The 26,038-nt window shown below is 56.9% G+C and carries 23 protein-coding genes and 1 pseudogene; 11 read left to right on the top strand and 13 right to left on the bottom strand.

Annotation, left to right across the window (positions count from 1 at the left end; translation table 11 throughout):
* Positions 1 to 15: 15 nt before the first annotated feature.
* Positions 16 to 1,389, bottom strand: coding sequence for an MFS transporter (locus tag RO22_RS05965; RefSeq protein ID WP_009287257.1), 1,374 nt, complete (start codon positions 1,387 to 1,389; stop codon positions 16 to 18).
* Between the two features lie 180 nt (positions 1,390 to 1,569).
* The gene (locus tag RO22_RS05960) at positions 1,570 to 2,214 is read right to left on the bottom strand and encodes a class I SAM-dependent methyltransferase (RefSeq protein ID WP_039859295.1); all 645 of its coding nucleotides are present in this window, start codon (positions 2,212 to 2,214) and stop codon (positions 1,570 to 1,572) included.
* 40 nt (positions 2,215 to 2,254) lie between these two features.
* On the opposite strand from RO22_RS05960, the gene RO22_RS05955 reads away from it, so the two are divergent.
* The 4 genes from RO22_RS05955 (at position 2,255) to RO22_RS05940 (ending at position 4,448) form a co-directional block, all read left to right on the top strand.
* Entirely contained in the window at positions 2,255 to 2,638 is a 384-nt protein-coding gene (locus RO22_RS05955) for a VOC family protein (RefSeq protein WP_022520529.1), read from the top strand.
* A gap of 112 nt (positions 2,639 to 2,750) precedes the next feature.
* Positions 2,751 to 3,140, top strand: coding sequence for a DUF4870 family protein (locus tag RO22_RS05950; RefSeq protein WP_022520530.1), 390 nt, complete (start codon positions 2,751 to 2,753; stop codon positions 3,138 to 3,140).
* A 2-nt stretch (positions 3,141 to 3,142) separates the two neighbouring features.
* Positions 3,143 to 4,078: a lysophospholipid acyltransferase family protein gene (locus tag RO22_RS05945; RefSeq protein ID WP_022520531.1), complete on the top strand. Its 936-nt coding sequence runs from the start codon at positions 3,143 to 3,145 to the stop codon at positions 4,076 to 4,078.
* Between the two features lie 19 nt (positions 4,079 to 4,097).
* Positions 4,098 to 4,448, top strand: a complete 351-nt coding sequence (locus tag RO22_RS05940) for a DUF4870 family protein (RefSeq protein WP_041157845.1) — start codon at positions 4,098 to 4,100, stop codon at positions 4,446 to 4,448.
* Positions 4,449 to 4,456: 8 nt separating this feature from the next.
* On the opposite strand, the gene RO22_RS05935 is transcribed toward RO22_RS05940, so the two are convergent.
* Together RO22_RS05935 and RO22_RS05930 are read right to left on the bottom strand one after the other, a co-directional pair.
* Positions 4,457 to 5,866, bottom strand: a complete 1,410-nt coding sequence (locus RO22_RS05935) for a mannose-1-phosphate guanylyltransferase/mannose-6-phosphate isomerase (protein WP_027959800.1) — start codon at positions 5,864 to 5,866, stop codon at positions 4,457 to 4,459.
* Positions 5,863 to 7,545 (bottom strand): sulfatase-like hydrolase/transferase, encoded by a 1,683-nt coding sequence (locus RO22_RS05930; protein WP_084625259.1) that lies wholly within the window; start codon positions 7,543 to 7,545, stop codon positions 5,863 to 5,865. Before RO22_RS05930 ends, RO22_RS05935 begins: the two co-directional genes overlap by 4 nt.
* Positions 7,546 to 7,783: 238 nt before the next feature.
* Between RO22_RS05930 and RO22_RS05925 the strand changes: the two genes are divergently transcribed.
* The 3 genes from RO22_RS05925 to RO22_RS05915 all read left to right on the top strand — a co-directional run bounded on the left by RO22_RS05925 (position 7,784) and on the right by RO22_RS05915 (position 11,026).
* Positions 7,784 to 9,346, top strand: coding sequence for a glucan biosynthesis protein (locus RO22_RS05925; protein ID WP_052475542.1), 1,563 nt, complete (start codon positions 7,784 to 7,786; stop codon positions 9,344 to 9,346).
* Positions 9,347 to 9,418: 72 nt separating this feature from the next.
* A complete protein-coding gene (locus tag RO22_RS05920) occupies positions 9,419 to 10,201 on the top strand; it encodes an FkbM family methyltransferase (protein WP_035538567.1) in 783 nt (260 codons plus the stop codon).
* A 21-nt stretch (positions 10,202 to 10,222) separates the two neighbouring features.
* Positions 10,223 to 11,026 carry a creatininase family protein gene (locus RO22_RS05915; protein WP_041157843.1) on the top strand — a complete coding sequence of 268 codons (804 nt, stop codon included), beginning with the start codon at positions 10,223 to 10,225 and terminating at the stop codon, positions 11,024 to 11,026.
* Between the two features lie 18 nt (positions 11,027 to 11,044).
* Here RO22_RS05915 and ribA read toward each other — a convergent pair whose 3' ends face one another.
* Positions 11,045 to 12,148, bottom strand: coding sequence for a GTP cyclohydrolase II RibA (gene ribA, locus RO22_RS05910; protein ID WP_009287250.1), 1,104 nt, complete (start codon positions 12,146 to 12,148; stop codon positions 11,045 to 11,047).
* A gap of 112 nt (positions 12,149 to 12,260) precedes the next feature.
* Here ribA and RO22_RS24975 point away from each other — a divergent pair, with 112 nt between their 5' ends.
* Entirely contained in the window at positions 12,261 to 13,103 is an 843-nt protein-coding gene (locus tag RO22_RS24975; RefSeq protein WP_161793654.1) for a RibD family protein, read from the top strand.
* A 57-nt stretch (positions 13,104 to 13,160) separates the two neighbouring features.
* Here RO22_RS24975 and RO22_RS24970 read toward each other — a convergent pair.
* From RO22_RS24970 to RO22_RS05890, 4 genes and pseudogenes are all read right to left on the bottom strand, one after another.
* Positions 13,161 to 14,069 (bottom strand): annotated as a pseudogene (locus RO22_RS24970) (lysylphosphatidylglycerol synthase transmembrane domain-containing protein); the annotation flags it as partial.
* A gap of 22 nt (positions 14,070 to 14,091) precedes the next feature.
* Positions 14,092 to 16,044 (bottom strand): glycosyltransferase, encoded by a 1,953-nt coding sequence (locus RO22_RS05900; RefSeq protein WP_041157842.1) that lies wholly within the window; start codon positions 16,042 to 16,044, stop codon positions 14,092 to 14,094.
* A complete protein-coding gene (locus RO22_RS05895) occupies positions 16,041 to 16,439 on the bottom strand; it encodes a 6-pyruvoyl trahydropterin synthase family protein (RefSeq protein WP_027959807.1) in 399 nt (132 codons plus the stop codon). The genes RO22_RS05900 and RO22_RS05895 overlap by 4 nt, the downstream gene beginning before the upstream one ends.
* 151 nt (positions 16,440 to 16,590) lie before the next feature.
* Positions 16,591 to 17,610, bottom strand: coding sequence for a zinc-dependent alcohol dehydrogenase (locus tag RO22_RS05890; protein WP_041157841.1), 1,020 nt, complete (start codon positions 17,608 to 17,610; stop codon positions 16,591 to 16,593).
* 360 nt (positions 17,611 to 17,970) lie between these two features.
* Between RO22_RS05890 and RO22_RS05885 the strand changes: the two genes are divergently transcribed.
* Both RO22_RS05885 and RO22_RS05880 read left to right on the top strand, forming a co-directional pair.
* Positions 17,971 to 18,699, top strand: coding sequence for a CDP-alcohol phosphatidyltransferase family protein (locus RO22_RS05885; RefSeq protein ID WP_041157840.1), 729 nt, complete (start codon positions 17,971 to 17,973; stop codon positions 18,697 to 18,699).
* Positions 18,700 to 18,965: 266 nt separating this feature from the next.
* Complete coding sequence (locus tag RO22_RS05880) at positions 18,966 to 19,619, top strand: phosphoribosyltransferase (protein WP_041157839.1); 654 nt, start codon at positions 18,966 to 18,968, stop codon at positions 19,617 to 19,619.
* A 92-nt stretch (positions 19,620 to 19,711) separates the two neighbouring features.
* Here RO22_RS05880 and RO22_RS05875 read toward each other — a convergent pair whose 3' ends face one another.
* From RO22_RS05875 to RO22_RS05865, 3 genes are all read right to left on the bottom strand, one after another.
* Positions 19,712 to 20,041 carry a four-helix bundle copper-binding protein gene (locus tag RO22_RS05875; protein WP_041157838.1) on the bottom strand — a complete coding sequence of 110 codons (330 nt, stop codon included), beginning with the start codon at positions 20,039 to 20,041 and terminating at the stop codon, positions 19,712 to 19,714.
* 146 nt (positions 20,042 to 20,187) lie between these two features.
* Positions 20,188 to 20,658, bottom strand: coding sequence for a GFA family protein (locus tag RO22_RS05870; protein WP_041157837.1), 471 nt, complete (start codon positions 20,656 to 20,658; stop codon positions 20,188 to 20,190).
* 193 nt (positions 20,659 to 20,851) lie between these two features.
* Complete coding sequence (locus RO22_RS05865) at positions 20,852 to 21,811, bottom strand: LysR family transcriptional regulator (RefSeq protein ID WP_233973754.1); 960 nt, start codon at positions 21,809 to 21,811, stop codon at positions 20,852 to 20,854.
* A 108-nt stretch (positions 21,812 to 21,919) separates the two neighbouring features.
* Between RO22_RS05865 and RO22_RS05860 the strand changes: the two genes are divergently transcribed.
* Entirely contained in the window at positions 21,920 to 22,879 is a 960-nt protein-coding gene (locus RO22_RS05860) for a sodium-dependent bicarbonate transport family permease (protein WP_027959812.1), read from the top strand.
* On the opposite strand, the gene RO22_RS05855 is transcribed toward RO22_RS05860, so the two are convergent.
* Positions 22,852 to 26,034: an efflux RND transporter permease subunit gene (locus RO22_RS05855; protein ID WP_041157835.1), complete on the bottom strand. Its 3,183-nt coding sequence runs from the start codon at positions 26,032 to 26,034 to the stop codon at positions 22,852 to 22,854. The two genes, RO22_RS05860 and RO22_RS05855, sit on opposite strands and share 28 nt — an antisense overlap.
* Between the last annotated feature and the right edge of the window lie 4 nt (positions 26,035 to 26,038).

The following is a 26,038-nucleotide window of genomic DNA, read 5'->3' as shown; positions in this document are numbered from 1 at the left end:
CGTCCTCACCCGTCTTTACTTTCGCTCACTTGCTTGCTCCACATCATCATAATAAGTGATATGGCTCTCATCTTCCGCAGGCGGCCCTACCACTGGTTCAGCGGCGTCGACGTCCCATACGGCATCTGAGAGATCCTCCAAGTGCTCGTGCTCCAGTGCCCCCTGCATCAACTCCTCGGTGACCACCAGCTCAGCACCAGCAGCGGTCATTGGCGTAGTCGGCGTAAAGGGTGCCACAGGCACAGGCGCCGGGCGCACGCTACGCCGCCAGGAGAAGAACATAACAAAGAACAGACTTAGTGAGCCGAAGGCCCAAAACAGACCCGCATCGCCCATCGCGGTCATCACCGGAGAAATCATTAGCGGGCTGATCGTGGCGCCAATGGAGTTGATCAGCAACAGGCCCTGGCTCATACGCACCAGCGCCCCTGCGGGGGCGCGGTCGGCGGCGTGGCTCACCGCCACCGGGTAGAGCGCAAATACCCCACCGCCAAGCAAGAATAGCAGTACCGCTAACAGCGGCGTAGAGAGCGGCAGCCAAAGCATCGCCGCCGAGATCAGCACGCAGAAACCGCTAATGCCAATCAGTACCATTTGTCGGTCATGGCGATCCGACCAACGGCCAATCGGGTACTGCAGCAGCATCGCGCCCATAATCACCACCGCCATCATCTGCCCCACCTGACTGACACTCATGCCAATACGCTGTAAATAGAGCGGGAGCAGTGTGTACGCTGCAGCTACCACCATCCCAGAGCCTAAACTACCCATCACACCGGTAGGCGTCAGGGTGATCAAACGGTGCGGGGGAAGCGGTTCGGCGTGCTCCATAATCGGTGACACGCGAGGAATCATCGCCATAGGTAGCACAGAGAGCGAGGCCAGTAGCCCAATCACCATAAAGGGCGCAGTGACGCCCATGGCGTTGGTAACACCCAGCAGCAGTTGGCCCAATACACCGGCGGCGTAAAGTGAAATCATATAAAGCGCCAGCAGGCGGCCGCGAACCTTCTGGTCGCCTGACGTGAGCAGCCAGCTTTCGATAACCAGATAAACCCCAACCGTGGCCCAGCCGCCGATAAGGCGCAGTACAAACCAGGCCCAGGGGTCGAAGAACAAGCCTTGCAGCAGCACCGTGACGGCCACTAATGAGGCAAAACTGCCGTAAGCGCGAATATGGCCAATGCGCAGCAACAGGCGGTCATTCACCATTGCGCCCAACGCTAAACCGATAAAGTAAGCCGACGAGACAATACCGATGACCGTGGCCGACTCACCGGCAGCATCCAAGCGCACGGTAATTAAGGTGGCAAGAAAACCGTTGCCAATCCCGAGGATGAAGAGCCCTAACAGGGGCGCCAGCGCCATGGCTAGCAGTTGCCGCGACATGAAAACCTCGTCTTGCCTAAAAGTGGTGAAACAAAGGACTGAAAACAGGCGTAAAAACGCTACTAAGCGTGTTCACAGGAACCGTCATCTCACCTGGCACATCGAGTCAGGCCGGGATAGCGGCGCGCAATTATTACCCCAAAGGGGGCAAAGTCAATGCTTTTCTAACGTTATAATTATTCACGTTAGCGTTTTGTGTAGAATAACCGTGTCTGGCCCAGGAAATTCCACTACTAAACTATTCTTTTGTGCCCACCAACGGAAGGTCTCCTCACTAAAAAAGCTGATATGGGTGGGGTCGCTAATATAGTGCCAGCGGGCAAAAGCCTCCGGCGAAGTGACGCGCTTGGTCATTAAGCCCAGATAGCCACCTGGCGAGAGCTGAGCCGCCAACTGCGTAAGCACCTTGCCGGGCTGCGCCAAGTGCTCAACAACTTCTGTGGCGGTGATAAAATCATATATTTGTGTCAAAACTGAGGCATCGGGGGCGTAAAAAAGGTCGTAAATAGCCATCGAGTGCCCCTGCTCTGCGAACATAACCGACAGCGTCGGCCCTGGCCCTGAACCAAAATCAAGACCGCGGGCGTTGGGTTCGAGCTTAGCTAACAGCGGGGTAAATAAACGCCCTAAAAAGCGCCGGTATCCCGTATCATGCGGCGAGTTTTGATGTTTATCGTATTCGGCCTTTTCTGCAGCGGCGCTTAAATGCTGCTCGGGGGGGACAAATACCAGCTTGCACGTGGCACACTGGTAGTAGTCACGACGCCGATCCCGGTGGTAGGGCGCAGTAGTGGGCTCCACACAGAGCGGACAGCAGCGCATCATCGTATTCTCTGGCTTATCGTTACGTATTAAGGAAGGTGGCATGCTATCAGGTCTGGATCATCTTGTTGTAACCGTGACCGATATGGGTCGCGCAGTCGATTTTTACTCACGTGTTTTGGGCCTAGACGTGCGCTATCGCGATGCCCAACGGGTCGATTTAATGCTCGGTGATACGGCACTTCGCCTACATCAAACCGACACCGATATTGCCCCCATTTCAGCCACACCCACCCCTGGCAGCCTGGACTTATGCCTGCGCTGCCAGCTGCCGCTGGATGAGTTCAAGCAGCATTTAGATGCGCTGGCGATAGACGTAGAGCTAGGCCCCGTCGCCCGCCAAGGCGCCACAGGCCCGATTGAGTCGATTTATCTGCGTGACCCGGACGGTAACCTGCTAGAGATTTGCCGCCCCTCTTCGCGTTAATGCTAAGTCTAATGAATCAAGGTATTATATATCGCGCTTAAATAGCGCGCACTGATGTGCCAAGCACCATCACCCACTTCAGCATCTATACAATTGAATGAAAGGAAACGTTATGCTTGATAACGAAAGTGAATCCCCACTCGACGGCCAAGTCGTAAGCGAAGAGCAGAGCTCCCAGCCCGACACAACCATGGCAATGGTTATTTATGCGCTCTATCTGGCCAGTTTTATCCTTGGTTTTACGTCGATTATTGGTGTGGTCATTGCCTATGTCTATAAGGGCAAAGGCCCTACGTGGCTGGACGAGCACTACCGCTACCAGATCCGCACCTTCTGGATAGGATTGGTGTACGGCATTATTTTCTCGATATTGCTCTTTGCAGTGATCGGTTTCCCACTTTTGCTGGCGCTAGCCGTGTGGTTCATTATTCGCTGTGTTAAAGGTTTCAAAGGGCTGCAAGAGAAGCGCGCACCTTCCAATGTAGATACTTGGTTGATTTAACGATGACACCACAGGGGGCTAATAACGCTAGGCGTTTTTCCAAAGCCAGTGCGATCAGTTGGCTGTGGCGTCAACTGTCACGCTGGCCGCTTGCGCGCCTGTGGCGTATTTCTTCGGCGCTCGGCCCCCTGGTTTACCGCTTTAATAAGCGTGAGCGTTGGGTAACCGATCGCAACTTAGCGATCGTTTACCCAGACCTCTCCATTGCTGAACGTAAAACCCTTGGTCAGCACAGTTTACGCCACTCAACGGCTACGATGTTGGAGCTGGGCCACGCCTGGATGGCGGAACCAAACAAGGTAGAGACCAGCATTTTAGCGGTGCACGGTCGCGACAAGCTCGATAACGCCCGCACCGAAGGCCGCGGCGTGATTGTGCTTGCCCCGCACTTCGGCAACTGGGAGGTGCTTAACTTTTGGCTCTCGAGCCATTTCCCTTTCACCGCCATGTACGAGCCACCCAAAATCACCGCCCTCGATCCCGTCATTCGTCATGGCCGCGAGCGTATGGGGGCAAGTTTGGTTCCCACCAACCCCCGCGGCGTTGCGGCATTACTTAAAGCGCTTAAACGCAGCGAAGCGATTGGCATACTACCTGACCAGGAGCCCGACTGGGGCAGCGGCGTTTTTGCACCCTTCTTTGGTCGCGAGGCTTACACCGCCACCCTGCTGCCGAAATTGGTCGCCCGCACCCAGGCACGGGTAGTCACCGGCGTCGCGCTACGTATTCCTGGTAAAGGGTTTGAGATCCATTTTCTGGATGCCGACGAGCGGGTCTATAGCGACGATGATGTGCAGTCTGCCACAGGCGTCAATGCCAGCGTCGAGAGTGCGATTGCCTTGGAGCCTGCACAGTATCAATGGGAGTACAAGCGCTACCGTAAAGTAGTGCAGGAGCAGCAAAATCTAGCCAACTTCCGCGACTATCGTCTTTATTAGGCTGAAAAAGAGAGAACTGATGGCACACCCCCCTATACCCCGCGATGAGATACGCGCTCCGCAGATTATCTACGCGCTTTACTTAGCGGGTATTGTCACTGCCAATATCACCCTGCTGATTGGCGTAATCATCGCCTATGTTTATCGTAAAGAAGCGGCGCCCTGGCTGCAGCAGCACTACCGGTATCTGATCCGCACCTTCTGGATCGGCACGCTCTATGCCTGCATCGCCTTTTTGCTAAGCATTGTGGTAGTCGGCACCCTGCTCTGGCCGCTGCTAGCGGTATGGCTAGGCGTGCGCTGCGTACTCGGCTGGGTCGATGTTCGCAAAGGGCTAACACCGGCACGCCCTAATAGCTGGCTTTGGTGAGTTAGACGTCATTCACTGCTGCCACGGGCGTAAACATCATCTAAACGCTCAATATCGTCCTCGCCCAAATAACTCCCCGACTGCACTTCAATCAGTTCAAGGGGTATTTTGCCGGTATTTTCCAGCCGGTGCAGTGCCCCAATAGGTATATAGGTGGACTGGTTTTCAGTTACCAAAAAGCGACTCTCTTCTAGCGTTACCTGCGCTGTTCCCCTCACCACGATCCAGTGTTCAGCCCGGTGATGGTGGCGCTGCAGCGATAAACGCCCACCAGGCTTAACGGTAATGCGTTTGACCTGATAACGCTCGCCTCTGTCCATGGCCTGAAAGCTGCCCCAGGGACGCTGGATCTGGGCTGCCGTGCAGGGTTCGCTACGCCCCGCTTGGGTAAGCGATGTGACTAGCTGCTTTACCTGCTGCGCCTGATCACGGTGGGCCACTAGTACGCTATCCGATGTCTCCACGACAATCAGATTATTCACGCCCAGTGTGGCCACCAAGCGGTGCTCGCCAAACACCAACGAATCCTGCGTGTCGGTCAACCACGTATCGCCTTTGGTAGCATTACCCGCCGCGTCAGGCGTAACGGTTGACCACAGCGCATCGAAACTGCCGATATCGCTCCAAGCGGCAGCCAATGGCACTACCGCAGCACGATCGCAGTGCTCCATCACCGCGTAATCGATGGAGTCTGCAGGACAGCGATGAAACGCCGCTTCACCCAAACGTAGAAAATCCAAGTCATGATGCGCACTGCTAACCGCCTCTTCGCAGGCTTCCAGCATATTTGGCTGGAGCCGTTTTAGTTGACCTAAGTAACTTGAAGCGCGAAGTAGAAACATGCCGCTGTTCCATAGGTAATCGCCGCTGTCGACTAACGCTGTCGCCCGCTTGGCATCGGGTTTTTCAATAAAGGCCGCCAGATGATGGCCGCCTTCCAGCGGCTCCCCGCAAGCTATATAGCCGTAACCCGTTTCAGCCTGTGTGGGCACAACGCCAAAAGTTACGAGATAACCCGCTTCTGCTAACGACACAGCCAGTGAAACGCTATATTGAAACGCCTGGACATCACCAATCACATGATCAGCCGGGAGCACTAGCAGTAGCGGGTCATCGCCAGACTGGCGCGCCAATAGCGCCGCACAAGCAATTGCCGGAGCGGTATTGCGGCCTTCAGGTTCAAGCACCAGGGTAGCGGCTTGATCCATTTCGCGCAGCTGTTCGGCCATTAAAAAGCGGTGACTATGATGGCCCATCAGCATTGGTGCTGTGTCGGTTAGCCCGGCTAAGCGGCTTAGGGTTTGCTGGAGCAGACTCTGGGAGGAGGTTAAGCGCAAAAACTGTTTCGGCATCTGCTCTCGGGAAAGCGGCCAGAGCCGCGTGCCGCTGCCTCCGCTTAAAATCACTGGCTGAATCATTCCTGCGTCCTTGTCATTGTGTTTGAAACGGTGACTGGCCGTACATCAGAGGCAACACTTACCCCAGCAGTCATTCCTGTTGTCACATCAGTGGCTACATCCACCGCTAACTCTCCAAAATCGGCCTGTAGCCAGTGGCGTAATTGGCTCATTCTAGGTACGTCGCGCGACTCTTTGAGTGTAGGCAACGTGCCAGGAACAAAGCCACGCTTTATAAAGGGCGCCAATAATTCAGGGTCGCCACTAATAATATGCACCGGTACTGCCGCGCTGGCATCGTCACCGGTAATCAACGGCGCGGCTTGATGATCCCCCAGCACTATCATCAAGGTATTATCATCCACTACACGTTCAGCCCAGCGGCCGGTGACTTTCACAGCGTAGTCTACCGACCAGGCGTAGTGGTCACGAATGCGCTCAATGTCCTGCCACAGCACTTCTGGTGGGTCACCGGCATCCTCCCAGGGGGCAAAAATACGCCCATCGCCAATGGATGACCAATTGTCCAGTACCGGCAGAATCGGCGTCCATGGGGCATGGCTGGAGATCAGTGCCAATTGGGCAAACACCGGTGTCTCACCTAGCAAGTAGCGCTGGGTGTAATCGAGAGTGAATTGATCCGGCATGGTTACCCAGTTGAGAGTAGGCCCGGCGTAAGCGATATCTTTCGCTGCGGCAATTTCATCGAAACCGTAGGCCTCCCCTTCCGGCCACGCCAGGGTAATGGCGGGCATCACACTGAGGGTTCGCTGACCAGTGGCACGAAAATCATCGATCAAAGTGGAGTGGCCGCTGTCCAACATCAGCTGATACCACAGCTGGTTGTCGATCCAGCGGCCGCTGAGGGCTGTCGCGTGGGCTAGCCATGACTGCCCACCACGAATGGGTGAGGCCAACATGCCAGAGACCACGTGAAGGTTATGCTCCCCCAGGCGCTGTTGCATCTCGGCTAGAGTAGGCAGTAGAACGTCGGAGTAACGTGGGTTTTCCAGCGCCGAGATACCGTAGGACTCAATAAAGGTGAGCAGTACATTGCGCCCCGCCAATCCCGGCAGTGGTCGCGCCTCCATGGGTGCGGCCTCCAGCTGTGCAGTAAAGGCGAGGCGGGCGGCGTGGGTATCGGTAATTTGCTGCCACTGAAAACGCGTGGTGTCCACCGCTGGCAAGCGCGCGCTTTCTATCAGCCGTACTCCATTGAGTTCAAGCGCCGCGCCGGTAGTGGCAGTGACCAGCAGCGTTAACGCGACCACGCCAGGCAGGCGCTTAACAGAGTAGGCAACGGGTGGCATCATCAGGCGTGCCAAAACCAGAGTGATGGCTATCAGCAGGGCAACCCCCAGCAGCATTGCGCAAACTGCCAACAGTTGACCTACATTACCTACTAGCAGGTGATAAATTGAGCGCAGCAAAGGTATATCAAGATAAAGATTAAGTGGCCGGGCAAAGGCCATTTGGGTGGCGGCTGCGCCTAGATTCGCGGCGGTTGCCAACATCACCCAACTAACGAGTCCGATGGACACTATGCGGCGCGCTTGACCGACGGGAAGCAGCAACATGAGCGGCGCAATGATAAGCGCCTCCCAAGCGAGCAAATATGAGCTGATCTCGCCAAAACGCCACCAGAGCGGCGCGATGAGTAAGAAATTCAGCGTTAGAAGCATTAGTAATAATCGACTCATCGCATCCCCATAGGTGCCTACTTTAGCTTACAGTGTCAAAGGTACAGTCTGTCAGCGCTTGGTCTCGTTGAGTAGCTGTACCCAATCGCAAGATAAGAGAGCAAGGAATAAGGCTGCTGAAAAGCGCAATAATCATGTACTGTAATATTTTATCGTATAGTTGTTGTGTAAAAATTTCACGCTTTGCTTGGCTTTAGGCCATGCGCTTTGCAGGCCCTCACCGGAAAGGATTTCGCCCATGCGTTGTAATCAAGTTGGTAGGAAGCCGGTTGCCAAGTGGCGGCCTGGCAAATGGATAGTGTTAATTGGCTGCGCGCTGACCTTGCCAGCGTTGGCCGCAGACGATGCGCACTTCAGGCAGGTTATTGAACGCGCCAAACAGCTTGCTCAAGAAACCTACCAAGCCCCGGAAGAGACCTTACCAGAGGTATTGCGTGAGCTTGATTACGATACCTACCGGCAAATTCGCTTTGATCCCGAACACGCCTACTGGAAAGACGAGAGCCCTTTTAACCTACAGTTATTTCATAGCGGCTTTCTGTTTCAAACCCCGATTGCCTTGAACGTTATCGAAAACGACACGGTAACGCCCCTGCCCTTTTCAGCAGAGGACTACACCTACGATGGCAATGCCGCCGCACTGAAAGAGCAAGACTTAGCCGGCAGCGGCCATGCGGGGTTTCGCCTCCACTACCCTCTTAACAGCGATGACTACGCCGACGAATTTGGTGTATTTCTCGGTGCCAGCTACTTCCGCATTGTGGGGCGTGACCAGGCTTACGGACTCTCTACCCGCGGGCTGGCGATCGATACCGCCTCACCAGATGGCGAAGAGTTTCCGGCATTTCGCGAGTTTTGGCTCTATAAACCCGAGGCTGATGCCGAACAGATTGAACTGCTGGCGTTAATGGATAGCCCCTCGGTCAGCGGCGCCTATCGCTTTGTTATCCAACCCGGTGAGAATACTCAGGTCGAGGTCGAAGCGGAGCTGTTTGCCCGGCAAGATATTACCAAGCTGGGCGTTGCACCGCTCACCAGTATGTTCACTTATGGTGAGGCAAGCCGCGAGCGGCCGGACGATTTTCGTCCACAGGTGCACGACTCCGACGGCCTACTGATACATGCCGGTAGCGGTGAGTGGATCTGGCGCCCGCTGAGTAACCCATCTCACCTGCATACATCCGCCTTTGTAGACGACTCCCCTCAAGGCTTTGGATTAATGCAACGGGAACGGGATTTTAACCGCTATTTGGATACCGAAGCCCAGTATCACCGTCGCCCCAGCCAATGGGTTGTCCCGCTGGATGATTGGGGGCCGGGCCACGTGGAACTTGTCGAAATCCCTACCCCCGATGAGACTCACGACAATATAGTCGCCTACTGGGTGGCGGACGACACCCTGGATGCCGGCGAATCGCGCCGCCTGCACTATCTCACTCACACGCTGAACACTCAGCCTGATGCGCACAATCTTGGCCGCGCCATTCGCACTCGTCATGGCAATGCGGCGGTGCCGGGGCAAGCGGACTCTACCTCACAAGGCCAGCGCCAGTTTATTGTCGACTTTCAGGGAGGTGCCTTAGAGGAGCTCACCGCTGACCAGCCCGTCGAGTTAGATATTAGCGCCCAACACGGCGAGGTACTGCTCCCCCAGGTCACCGCGCTGCCCAACAATGGCTGGCGAGCCAGCTTCCGGCTACCCGCCAGCGATCAACCCAGCGATGTTCGCCTAAGGCTCACCTTAAACGGCGAACCAGTTAGCGAAACCTGGAATTACGTGTGGTATCCCGATGACGAATAGCACTTATCAAGCCAACCTTATCTCGCCAGCGCCTGTGTGGATCAAGGCACGTCCATTCAGAGAGCCCAACTAATGCGGCGCATGGCGCTACGACGACTGCGCAGCGCGGGTGGGCTAGCCCGCTCGCTGTTTATTTATTGGCGGCCTGGGCGTCAGCGTGGCCTGCAGCGCCTCTATCAGCCTTTCATACAACCCGGCACCGTTGCCTTTGATATTGGCGCGCATCTAGGCGACCGTAGCGCAGCTTTTCATGCGCTCGGCGCCAAGGTGGTGGCGCTGGAGCCCCAGCCCGACCTCGCCAAATGGTTTAAACGCCTGGTAAAACCGCCGACCATTACCCTGCTGCCGATGGCGGCGGGCCCTACGGTGGGCTTTGCCGAGATCGCGATCAGCCCCAGCAACCCGACCCTTTCCACCCTGGCCACCGAGTGGCGGGAGCAGATCGGCGAACGCAACGCAGGCTTTAGTCAGGTACGGTGGGAGCAGCGTTTACGGGTGCCAGTGACCACGCTGGATGCGTTAATTGACGAGTATGGCGAACCCAGCTTTATAAAAATCGACGTTGAAGGCTTTGAGGCGGAGGTTTTGGCGGGGCTAAATTGCCCGGTGGCCGCGCTGTCGGTGGAGTTTGTGGCAGGTGCCCTGGAAATAAACGACGCCTGCGTGAACCACTTAAGCCGCCTTGGCGAGTACCGCTACAACGTGGTAGCTGGTGAGCAGCGCCACTTTCGCTGGGCCGAGTGGCAAACGCCACAAGCGGTTAGCGAGTGGCTAAGCGCAGGGGCCGAAGGATTGCCTTCCGGTGACCTGTACGCCTGCCGCTCGGATCATCGATTACTTCTGAATGATGCTTAATACCTAAAGGCTTCTCATTTTATGATTCACCACTGGCAAACCCTAACCGCTCCGCAGTTAGCCGAGTTCGCCCAATGCGACCCGGTAGCGGTGCTGGTACTCGGCGCCATTGAACAACACGGCACTCACCTCCCCTTGGCCACCGACTTGACCATTGGCGAGGGCCTGCAAGCCGCGATGCTGGAGGCGCTTGATCCGAACCTTAATGTCATCTGCCTGCCCGCCATTGCCGTCGGAGCAAGCGATGAGCACGCCAGTTTCCCCGGCACGCTTAGCCTGCCAGCACCGCTGGCCATTGCCACATTAGAGGCTTATGGGGATAGCCTGGCTCGCGCCGGCATACGCCGACTGGTGCTGCTTAACAGCCATGGTGGCAATAAGGCGGTGATGGATTTGGCAGGCTTAACCCTACGGCGGCGGCATAGCATGCGCGTGGTAAAAGCGACCTATACCCGACTACCACCGTTAGAGGGTGCCATTAATGCGGAAGAGTTGCGCTACGGCTTACACGGCGGACTGCTCGAAACCGCTATGATGCTCTATTTAGCGCCAACGCTGGTGCAGTTGGACGGCTATCAGGCCACCCCGCCTGCAGCGCCCCAAGGCGATGCATTAGTGAGCGCAGAAGGTGCTGCGGCTTTTGCCTGGCTGGCGGAAGACTTAAGCACCCAAGGTGTCGCGGGCGATGCCAGCCAAGCCAGCGCTGAACTAGGCGAACGGCTGGTTCAGCACTATGCCCGCCAACTAGCGGCCGTAGTGACGGAAACCGCCCACCTACCACCGCTAACCAACCAAACTCGCTGCACAAGTGGGAGACAGCTTTAGCCCGCGACCGTTTTGCGTTTAACGCTGGCCACTGAGCACATCTTCCAAAAAGTGCCCACCTCGGGTCGCCTTGGCATTTAGATAGCGCTGGTTGTGGTCGGTAACGCTGCCGTACAGCGCCTGGCGTGATACCACTTCAATACCACCCTGGCGCAACGCTTCCATCTTCAAGGGGTTGTTGGTCAGCAGCTGCACCTGGTCGATGTTGAGCGCATTGAGCATATCCACCGCCACCGCATACTGGCGCTCATCGTCACCAAAACCGAGCACTTGATCCGCATCCACAGTATCCAGGCCACCATCCTGTAAGGTGTAGGCGCGTAGTTTATTGGCTAAGCCAATGCCCCGGCCCTCTTGAGCCAAATAGAGCAGCACACCGCCACCCATGGCTTGAATATCCGCCACGGCGTTGCGTAGCTGCTCGCCGCAATCGCAACGCAGACTGCCGAACAGGTCACCGGTTAAACACGCCGAGTGCAGGCGTAGCGGCACCGCGCCTTCCCAGCGCTCCGGTTTACCGATCACCACAGCAACGTGCTCACGCAGGCCGTCCGGCTCACGGAAAAGCACAAAGCGGCTGTCGGCAGCATCCTCGAGGGGGATATTCGCTTCGCTCACCCGCTTGAGCATGCCCGGCGCCCCGGCAAGGCATTGTGTAGCGTCTTCAGCGCTGACTTGCAGCAGGCGTCCTTCTGCCAACTGTTGCTCAATGGTCGCTGTAGCCTCTTGGCTAACAAAAGCGCAGAGCGCTGCGGGAATCAGCAGGGCTCTGCGCATCAGCGTCACGGCGCCTAGTTCGGCTATTCCGGCGGGCTTTAACCCGCTCAGTAACCCACCCGCAGGTTGTGAAAGCGTTTCCGCCGTGGCCAAGCCATTCAGCTCATTGGTGCTAATGTGAGCTACCAGCGGTAGGCTGGCGGCCTCGGCGGACAAGTTCATGCCCATCGCCGTCAGGCGGTGACGAGTAAGCACCAGCGAAGGCCGCTCGCCTGCTAGCAAAGCCAGCGCTTCGACCGATTCACTGCCTTCCAGCGCCTGCACGAGCAAACGCTGCCCACTGGCATTCACCACCACTGGCAATCCACGGCGGATGTCGAAAATAGCGCGTTCAATCTGGTACATGTAGGCCTCCTGGCTTCCTTACGAGGGGGATGGCGCATGCTTGCTCTAAACAACTTGCTCTCAACTGACGAGAGCCCGCATGATGAAGCGGATTTTCTAGCACGGAGGCGTCATGCCCGAATCCCATGTCAACATTATTGCGCTGTCCGATGCTTGGGAATGGCTGTTGGCGTTGCGTCATCGGCGCTCTTGCGATGTGGCGATCACCTTGGCGCCAACCGGCGAGTGGCAAACGGCTAAAGCGATCACCGCTGAGGCGCGAGAGCTGCTCGATTGCCTGACCCCGCTGGCCAGTCGACCGGCGTGGGTGGTGGCGCAGCTGGGACAGAGTATGGATGGCCGCATTGCCACGGAAAGCGGCCACTCCCACTACATCAACGGCCATGAAAGTTTGGTTCACCTGCATCGTCTGCGCGCTTTGGTCGACGCAGTGGTGGTCGGCGCGGGTACCGCCAGCGCCGATAACCCGCAGCTGACCGTGCGCCATGTTAGCGGCACTAACCCGACGCGGGTGGTGCTGGATCCACGCGGCCGCATTCCCAGCGACTTGGCACTGCTGAACACCGATAGCGCCCCGACGCTGCATATCGTGGGGTCTGACGTAAGGTCTGAGCTGCAGGCAACGACGAGCCTGGCCCACGTTGAACGTTGCGTACTGCCCCTGAACGCCAGCGGTCAGTTCGCTCCCCATGGTGTTGTCACCCTGCTGGCCAAGAAGGGCCTGCCGCGGGTGTTGATAGAAGGCGGCGGCATTACGGTGTCTCAGTTTATCGAAGCGGGAACCGTTGATCGACTGCATCTGTTGGTCGCCCCGCTGCTGATCGGCTCCGGTAGGCCAGGGCTGCAAATGACGCCTATTGAGACCCTTGAGAGTGCGCTGCGCCCGCCCATGCGGACTTTCCGCTGCGGTGACGACACGCTGTTCGACCTGCGACTGCGGGATACCACCACCTGAAGGCTGCGCTTTTTCACGACGACTCAGCGCCACCCAGATCCCCGGTAGACTCGCCAGCAACACCAGCACACCGTAGGCCAATGACACCGCCACGCCTTGGGCGGGTGGCAGGCCGACCAGCGCCCAGACCCCGGCAGCGGCGCCTTCACGCAGCCCCCAACCGGCTACCGAAAACGGAATCAGCATGGCCAGTAGCAGTACCGGCGTCAGCGCCAGCACTTGCAGCGACGGTAGCTCAACGCCAATCGCCCGAGCCGCACAGACCATTACCAGGCCATAGCTCAGCACAATCGCCAACGAAGACAGCAGTTGCTGGGGCCACACACCGCGCCGCAGCAAGCCACGCCTTACATCGCGAGCCAGGGCTTGGCACCAACTGGGCAGCCCTGCTAACCAAGGGCTAAAACGTTGGCGCAACAGTAGGCCGCTGACGATGATCGCCGCAAGAGCAGCTAATGCGCTTAAACCCACCGCAGTGATGACTGCCCCACCCAGCGCGGCATGCCAGAGCGGTGAGAAAAGCAGCGCAGTTAGCGTTAGCATCACCACGGCGACCTGCCCCGAGGCGCGCTCAATAATCACCGCTCGCCAGGCGCGTCCCCTAGACTGCGCTTGAGTGGCATGGCGGTGCGCCCGCCCGGCGTCGCCTAATACACCGCCGGGCAACAGCTGATTGACCAGTAGGGCCAGGTAGTACTCCCGTAGCGCGTAAGCAAACCGCAGCGGTACATCAATAAGACCCGCGGTAAACTGCCAGCGCCAGGCGCAAAGCATGATCTGTAGCGTGCTGATGGCTAACGCCAGCACGACCCACTCCGCGGAGAAACGTTGCACCTCCGCCACAATCGCCTGGGGCTCCACCCACATCGCCACCGCACCCAGCAACGCTAGGCTGACCACCACGCGGCGTAGCCATGGGCTTCTCCGCGCCAGCTTTTTAGAACAAGCACCCAGTCGAGTGAACATACCTTGATCAGGCCCCATAGGATTAGGCCTCTTCCCTGGGATTGGCAAACAGAGGCGTAGCAAACAGGTCGCGGTGCCCCACCCAAATACCCAGTTCGCCATTGGCCACCGCCTGCTGGCGCTGCTGTAACCAGGTGGCAATACGCGCCGCCGCTTCCGGGGCTTGCTCGGTGGCAGCTTCGGCCCAGCCTTCGAGTAGCGCCATCATTAACGGCTGCTGTTCTTGACTGCCAGCAGCGAGCTGCCACGGTGTTTCAGCTTGCTCAATGCGATAATCAGCCCTCTCTAACGCGGCAACTAATGCCCCGTGCGCCTGCCCGCCTAGTGCATCACCTAAACCTTTATCGCGCTGCTGGTGAGCCATAAACATCGCCTGCAGCCAGCGGTCTTCGTCATCCAGCACCGGCGCGCCTTGAGGGCCAATAAAGTGCCACTCACCGGTCACGCTTAGCGCTATCAGCAGCGCCTGCTGCTGCCCGGCAACACGGGTCACCAAGGCATCGATCCATTGTTGGGAGACCAGATCTAGCAGCGCCGATGCGGTGACGAGGTGCGTGTCGTCAAGTGGCACCTCGGCAAGCGCTTCCAGCGATATGCAGTGCGTCTCAATGGCCACGGGCTGCCCTTGGCTATTGCTTAATCTGGCAGCACACTGGCACGCCTGGGCTAACAAAATGGCGTCGTGATCGATCAGCTTCCAGCGCTGGTGGCCATTCAGGCGCGGCGCCAGAAAGCGCATATTACTGCCCCGACCACAGCCAAGATCCGCTATCAGCGGCGCCGGAGTACGCGCGCTCAGCCACTCCGCGGCAAGCTCAGCCAAAGGCTGGCTACGGGAATCGACATCAGCCGCCTCCCGCAGCGTCAGCCAGTCGGACGCAAACTGGCTGCCTGGGCGCAAATTTGGAGAATCGGCGGGCGCAGTTAACGCCGCGGTAAACTTGGCCCCCGCTTCTTGCCAGTCGCTTAACGCATCCCGGGCCTGGGCCGCTCCCTGGCGCAGTTGGTGGCGTAGTTTGTCGTCATGGCAAAAACGGCTGAGGGCATCTTGAAGCGCGTCGACGTCACCCGGTTCAACGCTCAAACCAGCGCCTGCAGGCAAGGTATCGCGAAGCGCACCACCGGTAGTGGTAATCACTGGCAGGCCGTGGGCCAGGGCTTCGGTGACCACCATGCCGTAGCCTTCATACCAAGAGGGCAGTACCAGCGCATGGGCGCTGCGATAGGCCGCTTCCAGCGTAGCGCCATCGCACTCGCCGTGAAGCCGTACGCTGTCTTGCAAGCCGTTCTGATCAATCAGTTGCTGTACACGCTGGGTAAAAGTGGCATCCCGGGCGCCACCGTAGCAGTCGCATTGCCAGTGATCGCCGCTAACGCCCGCCAATGCCTTTACCAGAATATCCTGCCCTTTGCGCGGCGTTAACGTTGCCACACATAGCAAACGTAGTAGCTCACCCGGTTCTGCTGCGGGGCTGATCGGCGCCTGGGCAACGCCCGGTTCAACCACAGTGACACTGGGATTGAGTGGCATTTCATAGTGAGCCGCCAGCTCAGGTAAGCGCCGGGCGGTAAAGTGACTGGTGACGATAATCCGCGCCACGTGGGCAAGCGCGTTTAACTCGCTGCGATGAAAGCGCTGCTGATCAGCCTCATCAAGGCCCAACTCATCGCCTAAGGGGTGGTGCAGCAACGCTGTGATTTCCAGCCGCTGGGCATGTTGGGCAACCACCTCCGGCAGCGCTCCCATGGCCAGGCCATCAATCACCACCGCCGCCTGATCGGGAAGCGACGCTAGGGCCTGAGTGAGCGCTTCTGCTGCCTCGGCATCCGCATCAGGAAACGTGCCAGCCAAGCCGACGACGTCAATTTCCCATCCCTGGTCACGCAGGGCCGAGACAATTTGGGCGTCGTAAATATAGCCGCCGGTACGCTGAGCAGGGTCACCGGCAACGATAAGGTTAAACCGCTTACTCATAGAGCGCCTTCATAGCTTGCCCAGGCTACATGGGATTCATGTAGCTTGATCTCCATATGGGTAATCCCTTTGGCGGTGATGCCCATTTTGCCCTCACCAATCGCCTTGGCGAGCTGGTCAAAGATCACCTTGGCCATAAACTCGGTGGTGGTATTTTTACCCGCGAACTCGGGCACTTCATCCAAATTACAGAAGTTGTAACCCGCCAGTACTGATTTTACCGTTTCGCTGGCAAGGCCGATATCGATCACCAGGCCGTCCTCATCCAGCTCGGGGCGCTGAAAAACCACATCGACAACATAGGTAGCGCCGTGGGTACGCTGGGCAGGGCCAAAGATCTCACCATTGAAACTGTGGGCGATCATAAAGTGGTCACGGACACATAAACGGAACATAGAGACTCCAAATGATAAGAAACCTCTGATTAACTATTGCGCTCGACCATACGGCGTTAAAAATCGCCTCAAAATGCTCATTTACAACCCGTAAACTCCGCTTTTTCGTTGATTTTTATTACGTTAATCAGAGGCTCCATAAGTAAATAGGTTATGAGGGGTAGCGCAGGCGGTGACAGAGCTCAACGCTACCACGGCCAAACAACTGAGAAGCAAGCGTGGGCAGTTGTGCAAAGTCGCTTTCACCGCTGATTAGCGCATCCAACCGCTCGTCTACCAGCAGGCTCAGTGCTAATTGAAGGCGGCGCTGGTAGTCCCAGCGTGGGCGTAACTTGGGCGGCAGTTGACCTACTTGGCTGGCCTTGAGCGTTAGCCGCTGGGAGTGAAAAGCTCCGCCCAATGGAATCGCAATATCCCCCTGGCCAAACCAGCTCATTTCGATAATGCGCCCTTCGCTGCCCGCTAACGCCAGTGCTTGGCGCAAGCCGGCGGACTGGCCGCTGGCGTGAATCACGCAATCTTGATTATGGAGAGCTTGTTCGGGAGTGCAGAAGGTGGCGCCCAACTGCTCGGCAAGCTGGCGACGCTCAGGGTTAATATCGACTAACTGAACGGTAACACCAGGCACCTGAGCGCACAGGTACGCTACCAGCGCACCGACGACACCGGCGCCCATAATAGTGATTCGCTCACCCAGCATCGGCTCGGCGTCCCACACGCCATTGATGGCGGTTTCCATATTGGCCGCCAAGACGGCACGTTTAGCAGGCACATTGGTGGGTACTTCCAGCACTGCCGAAGCAGGCACAATGTAGTGATCCTGGTGGGGAAACAGGCAAAAAACGGTTTTATCCAGGAGAACGCTTGGCCCCTGCTCAACGCGGCCAACGCTGCAGTAGCCATATTTGACCGGGGCAGGAAACTCACCCGACTGGAAGGGAGCCCGCATGCGCGAGAATTCGCTTTCAGGCACACGACCATTGAACACCAACGATTCGGTGCCGCGGCTGATACCACTGTATAAGGTACGTATACGCACCTCATCCTGGGCGGGAGGACTTAGTTGTTCACGCCTCATCTCGCCTTGTGCTGGGTTGGTCACCCAAAAGGCGGTGGCCCAGGTTTTTTTAGCGGCATTGGGAGCTTTGCCAACATCGTCAAGCGCCGACATGAGCGTTCCTTTTCGTTACGAGCCCACTTGATTCGGGCTCTCTTTCATTCCGTTGAATGTGGCGTGGCACCATTGCGCTGCAAGTTAGGGGTAAGAGACACGCCGTGTGTCTCAGCCCCCGAGTATAATGTGTGGCCATGCATTGCATGGCCTTAGGCAGAACAGTTTTCAATGGTTCACCATCTTCAGCGTAGCGGGTGAAAAGAATATATTCGATTAACCATTTGGAACAATTGAAACTAACCCGTCTATTTCTTGATCTTATGGACAACACTACCTTCTTCTACAAGAATGGTACATATAAAAATAGTTGCATCATTTATTTCAACTGCGGATAGCGACGCCGCTTCGTGAGCCACCATGCCGCTTTTTTCCAACGCTTCTTCTTACACCCTGCCTAAGCGTCTCTATGGCGCTGCAGAACTACTGCTGGGCAGCTTGCTGCTAATTGCTGTAGGCAAAGGCTTACCACTTTTAATGGCTACTCCGGCCAATTGGTGGGTGGCCTTTGCCTTCTACACGTTTATTTCCGCTCTGGTCATCATCTTCTGGCCCCACGGCGCACTGGGTTGGGCTAACCGGGTCACGTTGGTGCGTGCGGTTGTGGTTTCATTAGTGGCAGGTGCGCTCGCCGCCAATGCCTTTGTAGGGGCAATCTGGCAATGGCTGGCGATCGCGGTGATCGCCCTACTGCTGGATGGCGTTGACGGCTGGATAGCCAGGCGCACCAAAAGCCACACCCGATTCGGGGCGCGCTTTGATATGGAGTTGGATGCCCTGCTGATTTTGCTACTGTGCGCAGGTTTGTTGCGGCTGGAATCACTGGGGTTTTGGGTGCTGTTGATAGGCGCAATGCGCTACCTGTTTATCGCCGCCAGTTGGCAGTTCCCGTGGCTTTCAAAGCCGCTGTTTGCAAGCTTTCGCCGTAAAGCCGTTTGTGTCTGGCAGGCGGTGGCGCTACTGCTAGCATTAACGCCACTAACCTCCCACCTTGTTGCCAGCCTGCTGGCCATTAGTGCATTGATCTCATTGCTCTATTCGTTTGGTGTTGACGTGTGGTGGCTGTATCGAAAAACACAGCGCTCCTAGCCCACTGCATCTTGTTAGCAAGCCGCTTGGCGACTCAGGGAAATAACGGTTTGGATAAGCTGTTTCCTCCTGACTATAGTCATTGTTAGGCTATCTTTTCGCCTTTCGTGTACTGGGGAGACTCTTATGGATCACTCAGCAACAGTTCCCCACGGCCCTTCTGAATTCCGCCGCGCACGTGCCCCCATCACGCGATGACTTTGCTACTGTCGAGCGCTCCCCAGGGAGAGCTAGGCACTTATCCTCTTGGAGTTGAGAAGCCACACATGCACAAGCATCAAGAGCTTTTTGATGATCGACGCGCAGCAGGGCGAAAGCTTGCTTATGTATTATCCGACGCGCGTTATGACCTAGTGCTGGCATTACCTCGTGGGGGTGTACCAGTTGCTTACGAGGTAGCGGCAGCACTTAAACTTCCGCTTGATGTGGTCATCGTGCGTAAGATTGGTGCGCCTGGGCAACCCGAGATTGGGCTAGGCGCTGTCGTCGATGGCGCCCCACCTCAAGTGCTGTGGACACCGGATTTGCTGCAGATTTTTCAGCCTTCTGAAAGTTATCTGGAAGCTGAAGTACAGCGCCAACTAAGCGAGATAACCCGCCGTCGTCAGACTTATATTGGTAACCAGGCGCCCATTAACGTTAGCGAACGTCACATATTATTGGTGGATGATGGTATCGCCACCGGTGGAACAGCTAAAGCAGCCGCCAGAGCACTACGCCAAGCAGGAGCCGCTTCCGTTACCTTGGCAGTGCCTGTCGCCCCGCAGTCCACGCTGGATGAGTTGGCTACCGAGGTCGACGATTTGATCTGTTTAGCTACTCCCGAGCCATTTATTGCCGTTGGCCTTCACTATCAAGATTTTACCCAAACCAGCGATGACGAAGTGATCTCCCTATTGCAGAAGGCTCACTCTCTTTAACGCATTCTTTGATATAGATTAAAGTACAAAAAAGCCAGCTTTCATACGCAGTGAAAGCTGACTTGTTTAATTGTTGAGGCTTTTATGCGGCCTTAGGCAGCCATCGCAGCACACTCATTGGCGCAATGTTGGCACGCTTTGGCGCACTCCTGACAATGCTTAGCATCGTGTTTGGCACACTCATTTCCACACGCTTTACAAATATCAGCACATATCCGACAGATTTCCTTGGCGTATTCACTCCCCTGGGCCATGAAGGAGGCTGCCAAGCGGCATATCTGTGCACATTGACGATCTAAACGGATGCACTCAGCCATCATTTTTACATCATCTTCTTGCAAGCAGGCAGTGGCACAAGAATCACAGTAGATCGCGCAGATATTGCACGCTTCAATACATGGCTTATATTTTTCAAATTCCATCTTTCTACCCTCCTTGTCATCAAACGAGCACTCGGCCTACTCCTGCACAGGCGTGACAAGCCGTATGTTGAGTTCCTGAAGAACTCGTCTAATAGAGTAGAACAGAGAGCTTGCAACACAAGCGCAGCAAGCGGCGTCACTTAACTCTAACACTCCAACCTCAGGCGCTGGTGCCACTCAGCAAGGCTTTCATCGGGGTATTCGTCGAAGCATTTATCTTGGAACTGCCCATTGACCTCGACCCAGTCGGCCCGACTTCCCAGCATCATGTGCGTTTTCCGGGGAGGGGTCGGCAAGTCCGTATCAATCGCCGAAGCGAAAGGGTGTACCAGCTCGGGCCATTCGGGGTCATAAACCCACAGCGACGATGCACAGTGCTTGCAGAAATGCCGCTCTCCCGTGCTCTGCTCCCCCTTAATGAAGGCGCGGTAGACAGTAATATGCTCTTCGCCGCTAACGTTGAGCGTTTTGCTTTCTCCACTGAGGTTGATTGCGTACCCACCCCCGCCAGCCGTTTTGCGGCACACAGAACAGTAACAGCGATTAAAAGGATAGGGGTGGTTTGACTTCACACTGAACGTCACTGCCTGGCAGTGGCATGATCCTTTGAGCAGCATAGTTACCTCCGTTTGCAGCGGTTACCCAAGACAAATATCAAGGTGCGACTGCATGAACCGAGTGCGATCTTAAGTACTCTCTTTAGTACTCTCTTAAGTGCGCTCTCAGGCTCTATCTTAATATCTTAGCTTAGCGCATAGGATCTACGTCGCTTTCAACGGGGATAATTGACGCTGTTTGTGAGTCAATGCATCAGCGTTCAGGCTTTAAGGCTTGGAGCAATTCAGCCACGGCCATCTCCCCTTCGGGCTCGTCAAACGCTTGTGCCAGCGAAGCTTGTACATAGCTCAAAAAACGAATGGCGGCGGGGGGTAAGCGGCGTTGCCGTCTGACCACAAAGTGCCAACGACTTTTCAGCGGAAAGCCCGGCAACGGCAGCTCTTGGACGCCGTTGGGCGAATCTGCAACAACGTGGCGAGACAGCACCGCTAGGCCCATGTTTGACGCCACCGCTAGCCGAATAGCCTCGTTACTGGCGATCTGCTGGGTAGAGCGTAGCTCAATACCCGCACTGTACAGCCAGGCTTCAAAGGTATGCCGAGTCGCAGAGCCCGGTTCGCGCAGCAGAAATCGCTCCTCTTTGAGTGCGTCCATGCTGAGACCTTCTAGGCCTGCCCAGCGGCAATGCTGCGGCCCCACCACTACCAATGGATTGCTCAGAAAAGGCGCGGCTAACACATCGTCATCAATGGGCGGGTGGCTAAATACGTAGATATCATCCTCATGGCGCTCAAAACGATTGAGCATCTGCTGGCGATTACCTATCTCCACCGTGACATCTACCTGGGGGTTAGCCTGACCAAACGGCCCTAACAGCCGTGGCAGTACATATTGCGCGGTGTTCACCAAGCCGATACTGAAGTGTCCGCGCCCTCCGCTGTTGTACTCCTCCAGGTACTGACTAAACACATCAGCACGGCTAAGCAAGTCCTGGCTGAGTTGATAAAGCGCCTGACCAACCTCAGTGGGCACCAGGCGCCCTTCCTCGTGGCGCACAATCGGTTCACCGACAATTTCTCTCAGCCGCTTTAGCTGCTGAGACACCGTGGGTTGGGTCAGGTGGAGCCGATTTGCCGTGGCCGTCAGTGAGCCTGTGCGAACCACGTCGGCATAGACCTGTAGCAAGCGAAAAGTGAGTTGTCGTACTTTCATAGCCAGATCCATAGATAATCATCTATGACTATATAAATCTTATTTGTTTTCATCAATCTCTTTGGATCGCTAAAGTAACTGCTTTAAAACCCATCAAGGAGATTGTCCGTGCCGGATATTGTGGTGATGTTTTTTGTGCTAGGTGTGGTTGCCGGTGTGGTGCGCTCCGATCTCAGTATTCCCAAAGCCGCTTATGACATATTGAGCCTACTGCTGATGCTGACCATTGGCCTTAAAGGCGGCATGGCGCTGCATGGCAGTTTGAGCATATCGCTGTTGGTCGAGTTATCTGGCGTCACTCTGCTGGGGATCATCATTCCACTGCTTATCTTTCCGGTGGTTCACTATTTAGTACGGCTATCCATCGCCGACAGCGCCAGCCTTGCAGCCCACTACGGCTCCGTCAGCGCCGGTACGTTCGCCGTGGCCCTGGCGTATACCGAAGCGCATAGCCTAATAACAGGTGGGCAGGTGACGCTTTACCTGGTACTGCTCGAACTACCGGCCATCATGCTGGGCCTGTTGCTCTACCGGCGCTTCAGCCGTAAAAAGGCCGCTGACACAACGTCAGAGCCGATCAAAACTTCCGGGCTGTGGCACGAGACTCTGACCAATCGCGGTGTAATCCTGTTGGTGGGCGGTGTGCTTATTGGCTGGCTATACGGCCCAAATGCAGGTGAGTCAGTCACCGGGCTGTATACCAAAGCCTTCCATGGCATTCTGGCGCTGTTCCTGTTGGAGATGGGCTTGGTCGCGGCAGAAACACTGCGCAGCCTGCGCTGGGGGCACAGCCGTCTGATTATATTCGCGCTCGCGGCACCTATCGTGCTTTCCTGCTTTGGCCTGCTAATGGCGTACTGGCTAGGGCTACCCGCTGGCTCAGCGGTTATTCTAGCCAGCCTTTCCGCCAGTGCCTCTTACATTGCCGCCCCCGTTGCTATTCGCGCCGCCATTCCAGATGCCAACATTGGCCTTGCCATGCTGGCATCTTTGGGGCTTACCTTCCCTTTTAACGTGTTAATGGGCATTCCTCTCTATCATCAACTTTGGGCATGGCTGGTAGGATGAGGTGAAGTGTCCAACGTAGCGCTGTGATGGCTGACCAATGGGCCAGACAGTTTACGCAGCGCCACGTAGAACACCGGCGTAAGGAACAAACCAAACAGGGTGACGCCGATCATGCCAGCAAACACCGCAGTTCCCAGCGCCGCCCGCACCTCGGCGCCTGCGCCGGTGGCAACTACCGAAGGCAACACCGCCGCGGTGAAGGCAATCGAGGTCATGATGATCGGCCGCAGCCGCAGTCGGCAGGCTTCCAGGGCCGCTTCCACTACGCCCTTGCCCTGCAGTTCCAGCTCCCGGGCGAATTCCACGATCAGGATGGCATTCTTGCACGCCAAGCCAATCAGCACCACCAGCCCCACCTGCACGAAGATGTTGTTGTCACCCCCACCAAACCAGACACCAATCAACGCCGCCAGCATCGACATGGGCACAATCAGAATCACCGCCAGCGGTAGCGTCCAGCTCTCGTAGAGGGCCGCTAACACCAGAAATACCAGCAGAATCGACAGCGGGAAGACCACCAGCGCCGCATTCCCTTGAGTGGATTGCTGGTAGCTCAGGTCAGTCCACTCCAGCGCCATGCCCGGCGGCAGCACCTCTTCCGCCAGAGCGTTGATGGCGTCCATCGCCTGGGCGGAAGAAAGCACGCGGGGGTCAAATTCGCCGGCTAGGTCTGCTGCTGGGTAGCCGTTGTAGCGCAGCACCGGGTCTGGCCCAAAGGTTTGCGTGATGTTCACCATCGTGCCGATAGGCACCATTTCTCCCTGGTCGTTGCGGGTGCGCAGGCGGGCGATATCTTCCACGCTGCTCCGGTAGGGAGCGTCCGCCTGGGCGATCACCTGCCAAGTGCGCCCAAAGCGATTGAAGTCATTCACATAGGTCGAGCCAAGATAGGTCTGCAGAGTGTCGAACAGCTCGGTCAACGGCACGCCCTGAGCCTTGGCCCTCAGCCGATCCACCTCGGCATCCAGCTGCGGCACGTTGGATTGATAGCTGCTGATCGGAAAGCCCATTCCCGGCGTTTGCGAAATAGCCCCCTGGAGCTGGTTCACCGCCTGCTGCAGCGCCCCATAGCCAAGATTGCCGCGATCCTCGATGAACAGCTGGAAGCCCGACCCATTGCCTAGCCCCAGAATCGGCGGTGGCATGAAGGAGAATGCGAAGCCTTCTTTCAGGCAGCCAATGCCCTGATTAATGCGGGCGTTTATCTCCGCAGCGCTGAGGCTGCGCTCACCAAAGGCGCTGAGGGTTAGAAAGGCTACCCCGGTGTTGGAGGTATTAGTGAACTGCAGCGCGTTCAGGCCGGGAAAGGCGATGGCGTGCTCCACACCTTCGGTTTCCATGGCGATGTCCACGACGTCCTGAAGCATCTGGTCGGTTCGCTCCAGCGACGCCCCTTCCGGCAGGATGACGCCGGCAATCAAGTAGAGTTTGTCCTGCACCGGTATAAAACCCGGTGGCACCGCCTTGAACATCACGCCAGTGCCTAGTAACAGTAGTGCGTAGACCACAAAGACCGCACCACGATGCTTTAGGGAGCGGGCCACGCCTCCTTGGTATTTGTTGGAACTGGCATTAAAGAAACGGTTGAAAGGGCGGAAAATCCAGCCGAACAGCTTATCGATCACTCGGGTGAGGAGATCTTTAGGCGCGTCATGGGGCTTGAGTAGCATCGCTGCCAACGCAGGCGATAGGGTCAGCGAGTTGATGGTGGAGATCACCGTGGAGATGGCAATCGTCACCGCAAACTGACTATAGAATTGACCGGTCACCCCCGACAGAAAGGCCATGGGGATAAACACCGCGCACAGCACCAGCCCCACCGCGATGATAGGCCCGGAGACTTCTCTCATGGCCTGATGGGCGGCGGCCTGAGGTTTTAGGCCCTCCTCAATGTTCCGCTCCACGTTTTCCACCACCACGATGGCGTCGTCCACCACGATACCGATGGCCAACACCAGGCCAAACAGGGTCAGCGTGTTAATGGAGTAACCCAGTAGGTAGAGCGCGCCAAAGGTGCCTATCACCGAGACCGGTACCGCAAGCAATGGGATGATGGAAGCACGCCAGGTCTGCAGGAACAGCGTGACCACCAACACCACCAGCAGCACGGCTTCAAGTAAAGTGGCTATCACTGACTTTATAGAGTCATTAACAAAGATCGTAGTGTCGTAGACGGCTTCGTACTCAACACCTTCCGGGAACTGCTCGGACAGCTCCTCCATGGTAGCGATCACCTGCTCTCGGATATCCAGCGCATTGGCACCCGGTGCCTGGAATATTCCCACACCCACCGCGTTGTTGCCGTCCAACTGCGAGCGCAGCGTATAGTCCCCGGCGCCCATTTCCAGCCGGGCCACATCCGAAAGCCTGAGTATCTCGCCGCCCTCGCCGCGCTTCAGCACGATGTCGCCAAACTCCTCTACTGTTTCCAGCCGCCCTTGGGCGTTGATCAGGGTGAGGAAATCACTATCTTCAATGGGCTCAGCTCCCAACTGCCCGGCGGAGACCTGTACATTTTGTTCACGCATGGCCCCCACCACATCACTGGCCGTCAGGCCACGGGCAGCTATTCGATCAGGATCGAGCCACGCCCGCATGGCGTAGTCCCCTCCGCCGAAGATTTGCGCGTCCCCGATCCCTTCGAGCCGGGCCAGCCGGTCACGGACATTCAGTCGCACATAGTTGCGCAGGTAGAGGGTGTCGTATTCACCGCTGGGCGAGGTCAGGTGAACGACCATCAGAAACGTTGGCGACTGCTTCTGGGTGGTGACGCCTTGCCGACGCACGGCTTCCGGCAGTCGGGCTTCCGCTTGGCTGACGCGGTTCTGCACCCGAACGGCGGCCTGCTCAGCATCGGTACCAGGGCGGAAGGTGACGGTCATTTGCAGCACACCGTCAGAGCCCGCCACGGACTTGAGGTACATCATATCCTCAACGCCGTTGATGGCTTCTTCCAGTGGCGTGGCGACCGTTTCGGCGATCTCCTTCGGGTTAGCGCCGGGGTAGACCGTGCGAACGACCACTGATGGCGGCACCACGTCGGGGTACTCGCTAATGGGCAGGTTGGGTATGGAGATCAGCCCCACCGCTAGAATAATGATCGACAGCACCGCTGCAAAAATCGGTCGATCCACAAAGAAACGCGAGAAATTCATGGCG

This window comes from Halomonas sp. KHS3, assembly GCF_000830495.1.
In the GTDB taxonomy this organism is placed as follows: Bacteria; Pseudomonadota; Gammaproteobacteria; order Pseudomonadales; family Halomonadaceae; genus Vreelandella; species Vreelandella titanicae.
This window is presented reverse-complemented; position numbering and strand designations above follow the sequence as displayed.